Origin of the sequence: Variovorax sp. OAS795, from assembly GCF_040546685.1 — a bacterium.
Classification (GTDB): Bacteria; Pseudomonadota; Gammaproteobacteria; order Burkholderiales; family Burkholderiaceae_C; genus Variovorax.
In genome coordinates this window covers 410,349-423,698 of record NZ_JBEPOH010000001.1, presented here as the reverse complement: position 1 = coordinate 423,698, position 13,350 = coordinate 410,349, and the positions used below count along the sequence as shown (strand labels likewise).

Sequence of the window (13,350 nt, the reverse complement as noted above, 5' to 3'; positions counted from 1 at the left end):
TCGGCACAATCGGCGGATGACCTCCCGTGCAGCCCCCCTCGAGGTGGCCGTCCTCCCCTCGAAAACCATCGGCGCAGTGCGTGCCGGGCTGGTCGCATTCCCGTTCCTCTGCCCGTTGGTGGCGGGCCCTTCTGTGCAGGCGTGGCAGCTGCTCGCGACCTGGGTCTGCCTGGCGGCGATGCTGCTGGCGATGGCGCCGGGCGCGCCGGCGCGGGGGGTGTGGCTGTGGCTGGCGGGCGGCATGGCGGCCATCGCGCTTTCTTCTTGCTTCTCGTTCTTCCATGCCGGCTTGGCTTCGTGGCTGCCCGCCGCGGGGGTCCTTGGCGCCATGGCGGCTGCGGCCTGCGTGGGGGCGGGCATGGCGCGCGGCGGGCCTTCTAGTGCGGCGCCGCTGGCGATGGGCATCCTCGTGGCGGGGCTGGTGAGCGCGGTGCTGGGGCTGCTGCAGTACTACGGCATGGCGGAGCCGCTGGTGCCGTGGACCACCACGCCGGCGCTGGGGCAGGCCTACGGCAACCTGCGCCAGCGCAACCAGTTCGCCACGCTGATCAGCATGGCGCTGGTGGCGGCGCTATGGCTCCACGCCATGCAGCCGTCGGTGCGAGTGCGGCGCTGGCTCGTCGCGGCGGCGTTGCTGCTGCTGGTGGCCGCGGCGGCGTCGACGTCGCGCACGGGCCTGCTGCAATTGCTGTCGATCGTGGGGGTGGGCGCGCTGATCGCGTGGCGCGAGCGCCGCGGCAAGGCCGATGGCGCGAATGCCGCCCGCTTCAGCTTGCCGCCGCCGTGGGCGCTGCTGGCCATGGTCCCGGTCTATTTCGCCATCGCCTGGGTGCTGCCGCAACTCGCGGCGGGCGAGGTCGAGGGCATGATGCAGCGCCTGCAGGAGGGCGCGCCCGGCGACCACACGCGGCTCATCCTGTGGCGCAACGTGCTGACGCTGATCGGCCAGCATCCGCTCGCGGGCTGGGGCTGGGGCGAGCTGAGCTTCGCGCACTACAGCACGCTGTATGACGGGCCGCGTTTCCCCGAGATCCTGGACAACGCGCACAACCTGCCGCTGCACCTGGCCGTGGAGCTGGGCATCCCCGTGTCGGTGATGGTTTGCGGCGGTTTCATCTGGATGGTGCTGGCGGCCCGGCCCTGGCGCGAACTCGACCCGGCGCGGCTGATGGCATGGGGCATGCTGGGTGCCATCGCGCTGCACAGCCTGCTGGAATATCCGCTCTGGTACGGGCCCTTCCAGCTGGCGTTCGGGCTGTGCATGGGCCTGCTGTGGCCGTCGCGGCGCAGTGCGCCATCCCCGTTGCGGCAGCGCTTCAACGGCCGCTGGAGGGAGCCTGCCGTGCTGTCTTCGGTTGCCGCGGCCGTGCTGACGGCGGTGGTCGGCTATGCCGCGTGGGACTACATCCGCATCAGCCAGATCTACCTGCCGCGCGACGAGCGGCTGCCGGCCTATGAAGAAAACACGCTGGCCAAGGCGAAGGCATCGTGGCTCTTCGCCAGGCAGGTGGGGTTTGCGGAACTGACGCTCAAGGCCGTGACGCCCGCCAATGCGGCCGCGATGCACGCGCTGGCCGAGCGCACGGTGCATTTTTCACCCGAGCCGCGTGTGATCGTCAAGCTGATCGAAAGCGCCGAGCTGATGGGGCAGCGCCAGGAAGCTCGCGACCAGGCGGAGCGCTTGCGCATTGCGTTTCCGGACGCGTACGAGCGCTGGCTGAAGGGCCAGCCGCTCGACGCCGAGAGGCCTTAGCCCATCACGGCACCGGCCTCAACCCGCCACGTAGCTCCCCGACTTGCCACCATGCTTTTCCAGCACATGCGCATCGGTGATCCGCATGCCGCGGTCCACGGCCTTGCACATGTCGTAGATGGTGAGCAGCGCGACCTGCACGGCGGTCAGGGCTTCCATCTCCACGCCGGTGGGCCCGACAGTCTCGACCGTGGCGGTGCAGACCACCTGCGGCGCATTGCCTTTCTCGGCCAGCGTAAAGGCCAGCGCCACGCGCGTGAGCGCGAGCGGGTGGCACAGCGGAATCAGGTCGCTGGTTTTCTTGGCGGCCTGGATGCCCGCGATGCGCGCGATGCCGAGCACGTCGCCCTTCTTCGCGGTTCCCGATTCGATCAGCGCCAGCGTCGCGGGCTGCATCTCGATGCGACCGGTGGCCACGGCCACGCGGTGGGTGGCGGGCTTGGCCGCGACGTCGACCATGTGGGCCTGGCCCTGCGCGTCAAAATGGGTGAGGGAACTCATGTGTGAACGATCGGTGTGTGGATGCATCATACGAGCCCGAGCCATGGACGAGGAATGCCGCATTTGATGCCTTCTGCCCGTAGAAAGACTTTTGCCGTGCCCGCATTGCGGACCCTGTGCGCTACCGTTCTCATAGCGTCGCAGGTCTTGCTGCCGGTGCCCGCCCGCGCGCAGCTGCAGGTGCTGCCGGGCCTGGGCGACGGCGGCGAAATGACCGCCAGCGCCGAGCGCCAGCTGGGCGACCAGATCGCGCGCGAGCTCTACCGCGACACCGACTACATCGACGATCCGGTCATCGCCGCCTACGTGCAGGAGATCTGGCAGCGGCTCCTGGCCGCCGCCCGCCAGCGCGGCGAACTCACGCCCGAGCTGGACGAGCGCTTTGCCTGGACCATCCTGCTGGGGCGCGACCGCAACATCAATGCCTTCGCGCTGCCGGGCGGCTACCTGGGCCTCAACATGGGGCTGGTCGCCACGGTCGGCAGCCGCGACGAGTTGGCCACGGTGCTCGGCCATGAGCTGTCGCACGTCACCCAGCGCCACATCTCGCGCATCATGAGCCGGCAGGGCAAGCAGATGCCGTTGATGCTGGCCGGCCTGATCCTCGGCATGATCGCGGCCAGCAAGAGCCGCAACGCCGATGCGGGGCAGGCCGTGATCATGGGCAGCCAGGCGCTCTTCATGCAGAACCAGCTGAGCTTCTCGCGCGACATGGAACGCGAGGCCGACCGCGTCGGCTTCGGCGTGATGACGCAGGCGGGCTTCGCGCCGCAGGGCGCGGCGGCCATGTTCGAGAAGCTGCAGTACGCCGCGCGCCTGAACGACAACGGCTCTTACCCTTACCTCCGCAGCCATCCGCTCACGTCGGAGCGCATCTCGGACATGCAGGGCCGGTTCCAGTTCCGCCTCGATGCGGCGCCGCCCATGCCGCTGGCCATGGACCACGCCATGATCGCCGCGCGGGCGCGCGTGCTCACGCGGCCCGGTGTCGACGTGCTCAGGCTCTGGGTCGAGTCGGCTTCCAGCGGCGAGTTCGCCAAGAGCAGCCCGGCCCAGCAGGCCGGCACGCTCTACGCCGCCGCGCTCTCGGCCAGGGACCTGCGCGACTTCAAGGCGGCGCGCGCGCTGTCGGAGCGGCTCACGGCACGCACCGCCGAAGACCCCTCGGCCGCCAGGCTGGCACGTTGGCTCAATGCCGAGATCGAGCTTGCCGGCGGCGCCGCCGCCAAGGCCGCCGCGCTCCTCGATGTGAAATCGAAGGAACGCCCCGAGATGCTGCTGGCCGCCGAAGCGGCGGTGGCCACGCGCCAGCCCGCGCCCATGGTGCCGGTGCTGCGCGACTGGGTGGCCACGCATCCACGCGATGCCACCGTCTGGCGCGCGCTGGCCAACCTGTACGGCGCGCAGAACGACACGCTGCGCGCGGTGCGCGCCGATGCCGAAGCCAACGTCGCCATCCTCGACTATCCCGCCGCGCGCGACCGCTTCAAGGCCGCGCAGGAACTGGTGCGCAAGCCCGGCGCGCCCATCGACCACTACGAGGCGTCGATCATCGACACCCGCGCGCGCGACGTGGAAGCATTGGTCAAGCGGCAGGCCGAGGAGCCGCCGCTCAGGTAGCAGCGCGAAGCTGCCGGCGGCTCAGCGCTTCGACAGGAGCCCGCCAAGCGCGGCTTCGATGATGAGGCCCAGCAGCGAATAGATCAGCGAGCCGATCAGCGCGGCCACGAAGCCGCTGACCTGGAAGCCCGAGAGCAGGCCCGATGCAGCCCAGAACAGGAGCGCATTGATCACGAACAGGAAGAGCCCCAGCGTGACGATGGTGACCGGCAGCGTGAGCACCACCAGCACCGGCCGCACGATCATGTTGAGCAGGCCGATGACCGCCGCTGCAAGCAGCGCGGAGCCGAAACTGTTGACCTGGACACCGGGATAGAGATAGGCGACCGCCAGCAGCGCGACGGCGCTGAGCAGCCATTTGAGGATGATGCGCATGCGTTGCAGGATACCCCACCGTGCGCCGAAAAGACGAGAGCCCCGGCGCGTTGCCGCACCGGGGCTCTCCCTGTCAGGGGGATGTGTTATTCGGCCAGTTCGTTCGCGAGCACCAGCAGCGCGCCCATGCCGATCACGGCACCCGGCAAGGCCCAGCCCGACTGGCGCGGGGGCGTCTGGTCGAGCGAGACCGGCTCCAGGTCGACACCGATCTTGGGCCGGCGCGCATCCACCACATGCGTGGCCGAGTGCGCGCGCTTGAGCTGCTGCGTGAGTTCGGTCAGCGGGCCCTTGGCCAGCACCGGGGTCACCTGTCCGCCATTGCGTTCGAGCACCGGCAGCAATTGCGCCTGCACCTTGCTGAACCACTTGGCACGCCAGTTCTCGCGCGCGCTGTGGCTCACCCACTTGCTGATGCGGTGCGTCATGCGCGGTGCGCAGGCCACCAGCACCCAATGGCGCGCCACGACGCTGTTCGCGTCGGGAGCAAGTTCGGCGAACTGCTCGCAGGCGTAGCCGGCGTCGTCGACGTAGAGAATGATCGTTTCCACGGTGCGCTCCTTCAGGTAGCTAGGATGGCAGAGACTGGGCGATAGGGGAAGGGCATTTTTGCGGATGCCCTCGTGGCGTTTAGCTTGCGCTGGTGGCGGGAGCGGGCCGTTGGCGCGCCTGGCGCATGGCCACCCACTTGCCGATGACCAGCACCAGCAGCGCGCCGCCCACGCCGGCCGCATACCGGATGACGTCCGTCTGCGGCACCTTCGGCACCCAGGTCCAGGCTGCGGTGTTCGACAGCGCAGGGTCGGACACGGCCATGGTTCCGGCGATCCAGCCCAGCAGCATGCCGCCCAGCGTGATGATGATCGGGAAGCGGTCCATCAGCTTGATGACCAGCTGGCTGCCCCAGACGATGATCGGAATGCTCACCAGCAGGCCGAAGATCACCAGCGGCATCTGGTGCGCCTGGCCCGCACCCTGTGCGGCGCCGGCAATGGCGATCACGTTGTCCACGCTCATCACCAGGTCGGCCACGATCACGGTCTTGACCGCGCCCCAGAGCTTGTCGCTGGCCGTGATGCTGCCGTGCGCATCGTCATGTTCGGGCGCCAGCAGCTTCACGCCGATCCAGAGCAGCAGCACCGCGCCGGCAAGCTTGAGGAACGGAATGGCCAGGAGCGTGAGCGCGAAGAAGATCAGGATCACGCGCAGCACGATGGCGCCGGCGGTGCCCCACAGGATGCCCTGCGTGCGCTGTGCCGGCGGCAACTTGCGGCAGGCCAGGGCAATGACGACGGCGTTGTCGCCGCCCAGGAGGATGTCGATCATGATGATCTGACCGACCGCGACCCAGAACTCCGGGGTCATGAACTGTTCCATAGCTTCCTCTTGTCTTCGTGCACTGCCCGTCGCCTTGTTGGGATGGCGGCAGTCCGGCGCGTGTACGCGTGTTTCGATTCATCCCGTGCGGGAATGGCCAAAGCGATGACGAAGACCGGGGTAACGACCGGGGACTCAGGAACGCTTCGATCAAACCTGCACAGGTTCAAATCGAAGGTCTTGCTCGACAACGCGCACCGGGGGCACGTGTTGCCCGACAGGCCGGAAGTGTTGTGCTTCGTATTGACGACCTGTCGATTTCCGCTGCCGTAAACAGCGGTCGGGAGCTACTCCCCTTCGTGGCGGGATTAGAGCATCCGCAGCGGGGCGCTGGCAACCTGAATTTTTGGGCGCTTCAAGGGGAATGCCCCTGAAGGCCTCGACCGCTAACGGGATGGAGCTATGAATCTTGTAGCGCCTATAACCTTCGGCGGGCGCGGGGCATTGCCGGACTATGATCGTCGCTCGCTGTTTTTTCTCTCTTCATGGCCGCCATTCACATCATCGACATCGAGGCCGCCATCAACCATTGGCGCGAGAAGAGTCCTTCGCCCGACGGCATCACCCTGGCCCCCGAATTGCGCGCGCTGGCCGAGGTGTACGCCCTCATGGTGTTCCACCACGAGGACGAGGTCGACGAGTTCGGCTTCCCCCCCGATGCCTGGGCCGCGTGGCTCGACTGGTACCACAGCACGCCCGACACGCCCTGCATCGCGATCTGCTCCACCAGCCAGGGCGACGACGAGTGCAAGGGCTGCGGCCGCAGCTTCGACGAGGTGCAGCACTGGCCCGCCATGTCGCCGGCCGAGAAGCGCGTGACCTGGCGCCGCATCACCATGGAAGACACGGCCTGGCGCTTCAACAAGTACGCCGAACGTGCGCGCGAGGCCGAGCCGACGCAGTGGCCCGAGGACCCGGCCGAGCCCCTCGGCCCCGACGACACCGCCTGAAAGGGCCGCATGCGCCGCCTCGCCCAAGCACCGAACCTCGCGATCGCGACCCTCTGGGTGCATGCGTTGCGGGAGGAGGGCGTCGAGGCCACGGTGCAGCGGGAATTCCTCGGCGCCGTGATGGGCCAGTTGCCGCCCGACCAGTGCCTGCCTGAAATCTGGATCGACGACGAAGCGCAGTTCGAGCGCGCGCAGCAGGTGCTGCACGCGGCGCAGCATCGACCGCAGCGCAACTGGCAATGCGTGTGCGGCGAGCGGATCGAAGGCGGCTTCGAGCAGTGCTGGCACTGCGGCGCGATGATGCCGGGCGCCTGAGGGCTACTTCCAGCGCAGCAGTTCGACGTCGATGCTGTTGGCCCCGTCGCCCAGCGTCAGTGTGTTTTCCTGGACGGTCGCCTGCAGCTGCATGCTGCGCTGCGCCAGCGCGGCCAGCGCCTGCGAGGCCTCGGTCGGCACGCGGTAGACCTGCAGGTTCTGCGGCCGCGTGAGCTTGTTCTCGATGCCGCGCCACCAGATCTCGGCCGCATGGTTGAAGCAATACACGATCACTTCGTCCGACTTGCCGCAGGCCTTGATGATGGGCTTGTCTTCGGGCTGGCCGACCTCGATCCACAGCTTGGTCTCGCCCGTGAAATCGCGCAGCCACACATCGGGCTCGTCGACGTTCGACAGGCCCGCGCCGAACGCCAGGGTGCCGTCGCCCTGGCACACGTCCTGCAGCTTGTGCGCATTGAGCGCGAGCGCGACGAGCCGGATCATCATCCGCTCGTCGGTCTCGCTCGGGTGGCGCGCCAGCGTCAGCGCGTGGTCGGCGTAGTAGCCGTGGTCGATGTCGGCCACCGCGAGGGCGGCCTTGAAGATGGTGGATTTGAGGGCCATGGGTGCGCGAGTGTATGCGCCCCCGCGGGCGCCGTCAGAACGCCACCGAGGCCTGCAGGTACAGCGTGCGCGGCTGGCCCACGTACTTGCCGCCGTTGTTGTCGACCGAGCGGTTGTAGTAACGGCGGTCGAACAGGTTCTTGACGCCCACGGCCAGCTTCAGGTTGCTCATCGACGGTCCGAAGTCGTAGGCGGCGCGCAGGTTCATGGTGGCGTAGCCCGGAATGTTGCCGAAGCGGCCGGTCGAATCCTCCCGCGTGATGTACTGCGCGCCGTCGTCGGGCGAGCCCGGCGACCGCTGCTTCGATTGCGCGTACACGTCGGCGTTGAATGTCCATGGCCCACGCGCGTAGCGCGCGCCGAGCGTCGCCACCTGGCGCGAGTAGAACGGCAGGTCGCGGCCCGCGAACGCGCCCGCCTTCGAGGTGGCCTGCGTGTACGTGTAGGTTGCCGACACCGAGAGGCCCTTGAGCGAATCGCTCAGCGTGCCAAGGTCGTAGCGCAGGGCCGACTCCACGCCGCGGTGCCGCGTGGCGCCCAGGTCGGTCCATTGGCCGACGTCGCCTGTGATGGAGCGTGCCAGCAGCAGCTCCTTGTCGAAGTTGATGTTGAACAGCGTCAGCTCGCCGCTCCAGGCCTCGCCCTTGTAGTGCGTGCCGATCTCGTAGGTCTTGGCTTTCTCGGGATGCAGGCCCGTGGTCGACTGCGCGAGCTGCGCGTACTGCTGCGGGCCGAACGACACGCCGGCATTCGCGAACACCGACCAGCGGTCGCTCATGCGGTAGAGCACCGACAGCGTCGGCAGCACCTCGTTCGAGTCGATCTTCGGATAGATCGCGCCGGTGACCCGGTTGTTGGCCATCGTGTACACGTCGTTGTGCGAGCGGATGGATTCGTAGCGCACGCCGGGCGTGATCGTCCAGTTGCCGAAGTCGATGCGGTCGTCGATGTAGAACGCGTGCGCGGTCGTGCCGCCCTTGCTCGTCTGGTAGGCCGGCTGCGCGAGCGTGAATGCATCGAAGCCGGGGCGCGGCCGGTAGTAGGCGCTGCGCGTTGCCACTTCGGAGGCTTCTTCCTTCAGGTAGCGCGCACCCACGCTGATCTCCTGCACCACGCTGCCCGAATCGATCAGGCGCGAGTAGCGCGGCTCGACGGCAAAGGTCTTGTAGTTGCGCGGCGCGCTGGTGAGGCGCCGATTGTTGGCGTTGGCCCCGCTGCCTTCCTGTTCGAGGTAGCTGCTGCGGAACGAGTCCGTGTAGTAGCCCAGCATCTCGAACTTGTTCACGCCGTCGTTGTGCGTGTACTTGACCGAGCCGTCGGTCCGGCGGCCGGAAAATTCGTCGAAAGGGCGGTCGGACTGGAAAGGGTTCGCAGCAAACTGCGCCGTCGTCAGGCCGCCGGGCATGCGTCCCTTGCCCTCGAAATGATGCAGCGAAATGGCGATGTCATCGGTGCTTGAGAGACGGTAGGCGCCCTTCAGCATCAGGTCGTCGATGCTCGTGTGGTCGTTGCCCTGGCGAAAGCCGTCGCCGTGCGTGCCCGAATAGAGCAGCGCGAGGCCCAGGCCGTTCGCGTTGGTACCGCCCATGAACAGGGTGGGCGTCGTCTTGATGCCGCCGCCATGGCTCGCGCTCTCCACGCCCAAGCCCGCTTCGCCCGCGAACTGCTTCGGAATCGCCCGCGTCACGAAGTTGATGATGCCACCCACGTTCTGCGGCCCGTAGCGCACCGAGCCCGCGCCGCGAACCACGTCGACCGCCTCCAGGCTGCCGAGCGACACGGGGGCGAGCGAAAGCTGCGGCTGGCCGTAGGGCGCATAGGCCAGCGGCACGCCGTCCAGCAGCACGGTCGAGCGCGGCGACAGGCGCGAGGTGAGGCCGCGCACGCCCACGTTGAGCGAGATGTCGCTGCCGCCGGTGCCGTTGCTCTCCTGCACCTGCACGCCGGGAACCTGGCGCAGCACGTCGCGCACGCTGCTGGAGCCGCTTTCCTGGATCTGCTTGCGCTCGACGATGCTGCGCGCGCCCGGGTGCTCGAGCACCTTGGTTTCACTCGGCGTGCCGAGCCAGTCGCCCGTGACGGTCACGGCCTCCAGCGACTTCGCGCCGTCCACTGCCGGCTCGGCTTCGGCCGCCAGGCTCTGGAAACTGATGGGAAACAGCGCCATGACCAGGGCGGCGCACTTCTTCTGCTTGAACACGGTTACTCCTCTAGGACTCAATGAAATCGACCGCAGCGGACGTCCGTTCAGGAGGTCGTGCGGTTGCGGTTGTTGGAAAGCGCGGCGTCTCGGACCGCGGCGGCCACGGCGCGGCGCCGCCACCAGAGCCAGATGCCGCTCAGGCCCAGTCCGCCGAGTGCGAGGCCAAGCAGCGCGACCACCGCCTGGTGCACCGGCCCGCCCAGCACGCCGGTGTGCAGCGGATAGATCACCGCCACCGCGCCATTGCCGGCGTCCAGGTCCTGCCAGCGGCGCACCGCCAGCACCTCGCCCGTCAGAGGGTGCAGCCACACCGAGCTGATGCCGTTGGGATGCGGATCGTCGGCCAGCCTGAAGCGCACCCGCATCGGGCGGTTGGGCTTGGCGGGCACCTGCACATAGCCGATGGGCTGGCCCGGGAACACGTTTTGCGCGCGTGCGACCAGCGCATCGAGCGAGAGCCGCGGCCCCGCGGCCGTGCCCTTGGGCACCGTGGGCGGCTTGACCGGCTCCTGGCCCATGGCGGCCGAGATGAAGTTGCCCAGGGGCCGCCAGGCCATGTAGGCACCCGTGAAGACCGACACCGCGATCAGCAGCCCGAGCACCGCGCCGCCGGTCCGGTGCAGGTCGAACAGCCCGCGCAGCAGGCCCCTGTTCAGCGCAATGCGCAGCGAAGGCGGCCAGCGCGTCGGCCACCAGAGCACCACGCCGGTGACCAGCAGGAACAGGTAGGCCAGGGCCACGAAGGCCAGGATGCCCTTGCCGGTGTCGTCCATCAGCAGGCTGCTGTGCAGCTCGAACAGCAGGTTGTAGGCGCCTTCGTGCGATTCGCGGCGGCCTTGCTCGGCGCCGGTGGAGGGGTCGAGGTAGAGCGTACCTTCCCACGGCCCGCGCACATACACCCAGAGCGTCTCACCGGGGCTGCGTGGTGGCCGCAGCGTGAAGTTGGTGTCGGGCCCGAACTCGGCCACGAGGCGCTGGCGCAGCGGCTCGAGCGGCAACGGGGACACAGGGGTGGCCGTGCTCCGGCCGACGAAGAGTTCGGGATGCGCGCAGCGGTCGATCGGCAGGGCCACCACCAGCACGGCGCCGAGCAGCGCGGTGAGGGCAAGGACCGGTCCGAGCGAGAGACCGATCCAGCGGTGAATCTTGAGCCAGAGGCGTCGGAGGGGAGCGCGCAGCATGAACAACAGGGGCCTGTAAGCCCCGCCGGGTTGTTGGCTGGCGCACCCGCGGAGGGGCGCGTTGGCTGGAAGAGGGGCCGTGGAACGACGCCGCAAGCCGCCTCAAGGGGCGGCGGGGGCGTCGGGACGGGAAGGCTCAGATTCTACTGGCGAGCTCCGCGGCCTTGCCGGTGTAGCTCGCGGGCGTCATGGCCAGCAGGCGCTCCTTTTCCGCGTCGGGAATGTCGAGCGAGCGGATCAGTCCGTGCAGCGCCTCGGCGGTCACGGTCTTGCCGCGCGTCACTTCCTTGAGCTGCTCGTAGGCGCCCTGCACCCCGAAGCGGCGCATCACGGTCTGGATCGGTTCGGCCAGCACTTCCCAGGAGCTGTCGAGGTCTTCCGCCAGCGCTTCCTCGTTGAGCTCGAGCTTGCCCAGGCCCGTGGCCAGGCTCGCGTAGGCCAGCGTGGCATAGCCGAAAGCCACGCCGATGTTGCGCAGCACGGTGCTGTCGGTCAGGTCGCGCTGCCAGCGGCTGATCGGCAGCTTTTCGCTCAGGTGGCGCAGCACCGCATTGGCCAGACCCAGGTTGCCCTCGGCGTTCTCGAAATCGATCGGGTTCACCTTGTGCGGCATCGTCGAGGAGCCGATCTCGCCCTTCTTGAGCCGCTGCTTGAAGTAGCCCAGGCTCACATAGCCCCAGATGTCGCGCGAGAAGTCGACCAGGATGGTGTTGGTGCGCGCCACGGCGTCGAACAGCTCGGCCATGTAGTCGTGCGGCTCGATCTGGATGCTGTAGGGCTGGAAGGTGAGGCCCAGGCCGAGCGGCGCGGGGGTTTCGATGACCTTGCGGCTGAACGCTTCCCAGTCGAAATCGGGCCAGGCTGCGAGGTGGGCGTTGTAGTTGCCCACGGCGCCGTTCATCTTGCCGAGCAGCTGCACCGACGCAATCTGCGCGCGGGCCTTGGCCAGCCGCACCGCCACGTTGGCGATTTCCTTGCCCACCGTGGTCGGGCTGGCGGTCTGGCCGTGGGTGCGCGACAGCATCGAGACGCCTGCGAACTGGTGCGACATTTCGCGCAGCTTGGCAATCAGGCCGTCGATGGCGGGCAGCAGCACCTTCTCGCGCGCGGCCTGGATCTGCAGCGCGTGGCTGGTGTTGTTGATGTCTTCGCTGGTGCAGGCGAAGTGCACGAACTCGGCCGCGGCCAACAGCTCGGGCCGGGCTTCGAACTTGGACTTGATCCAGTATTCGACGGCCTTCACGTCGTGGTTGGTGGTCTTCTCGATTTCCTTGATGGCCAGCGCGTCGGCCTCCGAGAAGTGGGAAACCAGGCCCAGCAGGTACTTGCGGGCGCCGCCCCGTGAGCGGCTTGAATTCGGCAAAGCCGCAGTCCGACAGCGCAATGAACCAGGCCACTTCGACCTGCACGCGCCGGTGCATGTAGCCCTGTTCGCTCATCAGCGGGCGCAGTGCCGCGAGTTTGGCCGCATAGCGGCCGTCAAGTGGGGAGAGGGCGGAGACGGTGGAAAAGCTCATGCCCGAATTTTAGGCGGGCCGCGCCGGGGCGAGTTCCGGGCCGATCGAACCTGCCCTTTTGGTGTTCCCCTAAAATGAAGGTGAACAAACGTTATCAAAGCCAAGGGAGAGAGCTTTCATGAAACTGATCGGATCGGCCGCCAGCCCTTATGTGCGCAAGGTGCGCGTGGTGCTGGCCGAAAAACGGCTCGACTACCAGTTCGTGATCGAAGATGTCTGGGCTGCCGACACCACCATCGCTCACTCGAACCCGCTGGGCAAGGTGCCCTGCCTGATCATGGAAGGTGGCGACGCGATGTTCGATTCGCGCGTCATCGTCGAATACCTGGACACCCTGTCGCCGGTGGGCAAGCTCATTCCGCAGCAGGGCCGCGAACGCGCCGAGGTCAAGACCTGGGAGGCGCTGGCCGACGGCGTCATGGACGCCGGCGTGCTCTGGCGCCTGGAAGCCACCTGGTCCGGACGCGGCGACGGCGAGCGCAGCGCGGCTTGGATCGGGCGGCAGCGCGCCAAGGTCGAGGGCGGCATCGCGGCCATGGCCAAGGGGCTCGCGGACAAGCCCTTTTGCAGCGGCATTCACCTGAGCCTGTCGGACATTGCCGTGGGCTGCGCACTGGGCTGGATCGGGCTGCGCTTTCCCGAGATCGATTGGCGCGGCCAGCACTCGAATCTTGCAAAGCTGTACGACAAGATGCTGCTCCGGCCCAGCTTCATCGACACGCAACCATGAAAAAAGGCGCCCGAGGCGCCTTTTTTCGTTCCAGGGCGCCTGCTTGGCCGCCCGCCCCTGAGGGAAATACAAAAATGCTGCGAGGCGCCCCGACGCGAAGGAGGGAGGGAGGGAGGAGGAGAAGAATCGCCTCGGGATTGCAACCAGACTGGACGCCCAGAAGACCTCGCAACATGAAACCGGAGGGCATTTGCTGCCCGCACTCGATATGAGCACAGTGTGCCAGCGCGGTTCCCTGCCCGGTGGTAAACGTTTGTGACGACT

At 67.8% G+C, this 13,350-nt stretch carries 12 protein-coding genes and 1 pseudogene; 5 read left to right on the top strand and 8 right to left on the bottom strand.

Features of this window, described 5'->3' with window-relative positions; all coding sequences use genetic code 11:
• Positions 1-16 precede the first annotated feature (16 nt).
• Positions 17-1,753, top strand: coding sequence for a PglL family O-oligosaccharyltransferase (locus ABID97_RS02105; RefSeq protein ID WP_354396916.1), 1,737 nt, complete (start codon positions 17-19; stop codon positions 1,751-1,753).
• Positions 1,754-1,771: 18 nt separating this feature from the next.
• Here ABID97_RS02105 and moaC read toward each other — a convergent pair whose 3' ends face one another.
• Positions 1,772-2,254, bottom strand: a complete 483-nt coding sequence (gene moaC / locus ABID97_RS02100; RefSeq protein ID WP_354396915.1) for a cyclic pyranopterin monophosphate synthase MoaC — start codon at positions 2,252-2,254, stop codon at positions 1,772-1,774.
• A 54-nt stretch (positions 2,255-2,308) separates the two neighbouring features.
• Here moaC and ABID97_RS02095 point away from each other — a divergent pair, with 54 nt between their 5' ends.
• On the top strand, positions 2,309-3,874 hold the full coding sequence (locus ABID97_RS02095) for a M48 family metalloprotease (protein WP_354396914.1): 1,566 nt from the start codon (positions 2,309-2,311) through the stop codon (positions 3,872-3,874).
• A gap of 21 nt (positions 3,875-3,895) precedes the next feature.
• Here the strand turns inward: ABID97_RS02095 and ABID97_RS02090 are convergent, their stop codons facing one another.
• The 3 genes from ABID97_RS02090 to ABID97_RS02080 form a co-directional block, all read right to left on the bottom strand.
• Positions 3,896-4,249, bottom strand: coding sequence for a phage holin family protein (locus ABID97_RS02090; protein WP_354396913.1), 354 nt, complete (start codon positions 4,247-4,249; stop codon positions 3,896-3,898).
• 86 nt (positions 4,250-4,335) lie between these two features.
• Positions 4,336-4,800, bottom strand: a complete 465-nt coding sequence (locus ABID97_RS02085; RefSeq protein WP_354396912.1) for a hypothetical protein — start codon at positions 4,798-4,800, stop codon at positions 4,336-4,338.
• A gap of 79 nt (positions 4,801-4,879) precedes the next feature.
• A complete protein-coding gene (locus ABID97_RS02080; protein ID WP_354396911.1) occupies positions 4,880-5,626 on the bottom strand; it encodes a TerC family protein in 747 nt (248 codons plus the stop codon).
• A 485-nt stretch (positions 5,627-6,111) separates the two neighbouring features.
• On the opposite strand from ABID97_RS02080, the gene ABID97_RS02075 reads away from it, so the two are divergent.
• Complete coding sequence (locus ABID97_RS02075; RefSeq protein WP_354396910.1) at positions 6,112-6,576, top strand: DUF3717 domain-containing protein; 465 nt, start codon at positions 6,112-6,114, stop codon at positions 6,574-6,576.
• A 9-nt stretch (positions 6,577-6,585) separates the two neighbouring features.
• The gene (locus ABID97_RS02070; RefSeq protein WP_307580501.1) at positions 6,586-6,891 is read left to right on the top strand and encodes a putative signal transducing protein; all 306 of its coding nucleotides are present in this window, start codon (positions 6,586-6,588) and stop codon (positions 6,889-6,891) included.
• Between the two features lie 3 nt (positions 6,892-6,894).
• Here the strand turns inward: ABID97_RS02070 and ABID97_RS02065 are convergent, their stop codons facing one another.
• The 4 genes and pseudogenes from ABID97_RS02065 to purB form a co-directional block, all read right to left on the bottom strand.
• On the bottom strand, positions 6,895-7,455 hold the full coding sequence (locus tag ABID97_RS02065; RefSeq protein WP_354396909.1) for a YaeQ family protein: 561 nt from the start codon (positions 7,453-7,455) through the stop codon (positions 6,895-6,897).
• A gap of 34 nt (positions 7,456-7,489) precedes the next feature.
• Positions 7,490-9,622 (bottom strand): TonB-dependent receptor family protein, encoded by a 2,133-nt coding sequence (locus tag ABID97_RS02060; protein ID WP_354401651.1) that lies wholly within the window; start codon positions 9,620-9,622, stop codon positions 7,490-7,492.
• Positions 9,623-9,702: 80 nt separating this feature from the next.
• The gene (locus ABID97_RS02055) at positions 9,703-10,839 is read right to left on the bottom strand and encodes a PepSY-associated TM helix domain-containing protein (RefSeq protein ID WP_354396908.1); all 1,137 of its coding nucleotides are present in this window, start codon (positions 10,837-10,839) and stop codon (positions 9,703-9,705) included.
• 136 nt (positions 10,840-10,975) lie between these two features.
• Positions 10,976-12,356: pseudogene (purB, locus tag ABID97_RS02050) on the bottom strand (adenylosuccinate lyase).
• A gap of 118 nt (positions 12,357-12,474) precedes the next feature.
• Between purB and ABID97_RS02045 the strand changes: the two are divergent.
• Entirely contained in the window at positions 12,475-13,086 is a 612-nt protein-coding gene (locus ABID97_RS02045; protein ID WP_354396907.1) for a glutathione S-transferase N-terminal domain-containing protein, read from the top strand.
• Positions 13,087-13,350: the final 264 nt, after the last annotated feature.

What these genes read in the sequence shown, in the direction of transcription:
- ABID97_RS02105 (WP_354396916.1), top strand. Translation starts at nt 17, where the DNA reads ATGACCTCCCGTGCAGCCCCCCTCGAGGTGGCCGTCCTCCCCTCGAAA.
- moaC (WP_354396915.1), bottom strand. Translation starts at nt 2,254, where the DNA reads ATGAGTTCCCTCACCCATTTTGACGCGCAGGGCCAGGCCCACATGGTC.
- ABID97_RS02095 (WP_354396914.1), top strand. Translation starts at nt 2,309, where the DNA reads ATGCCGCATTTGATGCCTTCTGCCCGTAGAAAGACTTTTGCCGTGCCC.
- ABID97_RS02090 (WP_354396913.1), bottom strand. Translation starts at nt 4,249, where the DNA reads ATGCGCATCATCCTCAAATGGCTGCTCAGCGCCGTCGCGCTGCTGGCG.
- ABID97_RS02080 (WP_354396911.1), bottom strand. Translation starts at nt 5,626, where the DNA reads ATGGAACAGTTCATGACCCCGGAGTTCTGGGTCGCGGTCGGTCAGATC.
- ABID97_RS02075 (WP_354396910.1), top strand. Translation starts at nt 6,112, where the DNA reads ATGGCCGCCATTCACATCATCGACATCGAGGCCGCCATCAACCATTGG.
- ABID97_RS02070 (WP_307580501.1), top strand. Translation starts at nt 6,586, where the DNA reads ATGCGCCGCCTCGCCCAAGCACCGAACCTCGCGATCGCGACCCTCTGG.
- ABID97_RS02065 (WP_354396909.1), bottom strand. Translation starts at nt 7,455, where the DNA reads ATGGCCCTCAAATCCACCATCTTCAAGGCCGCCCTCGCGGTGGCCGAC.
- ABID97_RS02060 (WP_354401651.1), bottom strand. Translation starts at nt 9,622, where the DNA reads ATGGCGCTGTTTCCCATCAGTTTCCAGAGCCTGGCGGCCGAAGCCGAG.
- ABID97_RS02055 (WP_354396908.1), bottom strand. Translation starts at nt 10,839, where the DNA reads ATGCTGCGCGCTCCCCTCCGACGCCTCTGGCTCAAGATTCACCGCTGG.
- ABID97_RS02045 (WP_354396907.1), top strand. Translation starts at nt 12,475, where the DNA reads ATGAAACTGATCGGATCGGCCGCCAGCCCTTATGTGCGCAAGGTGCGC.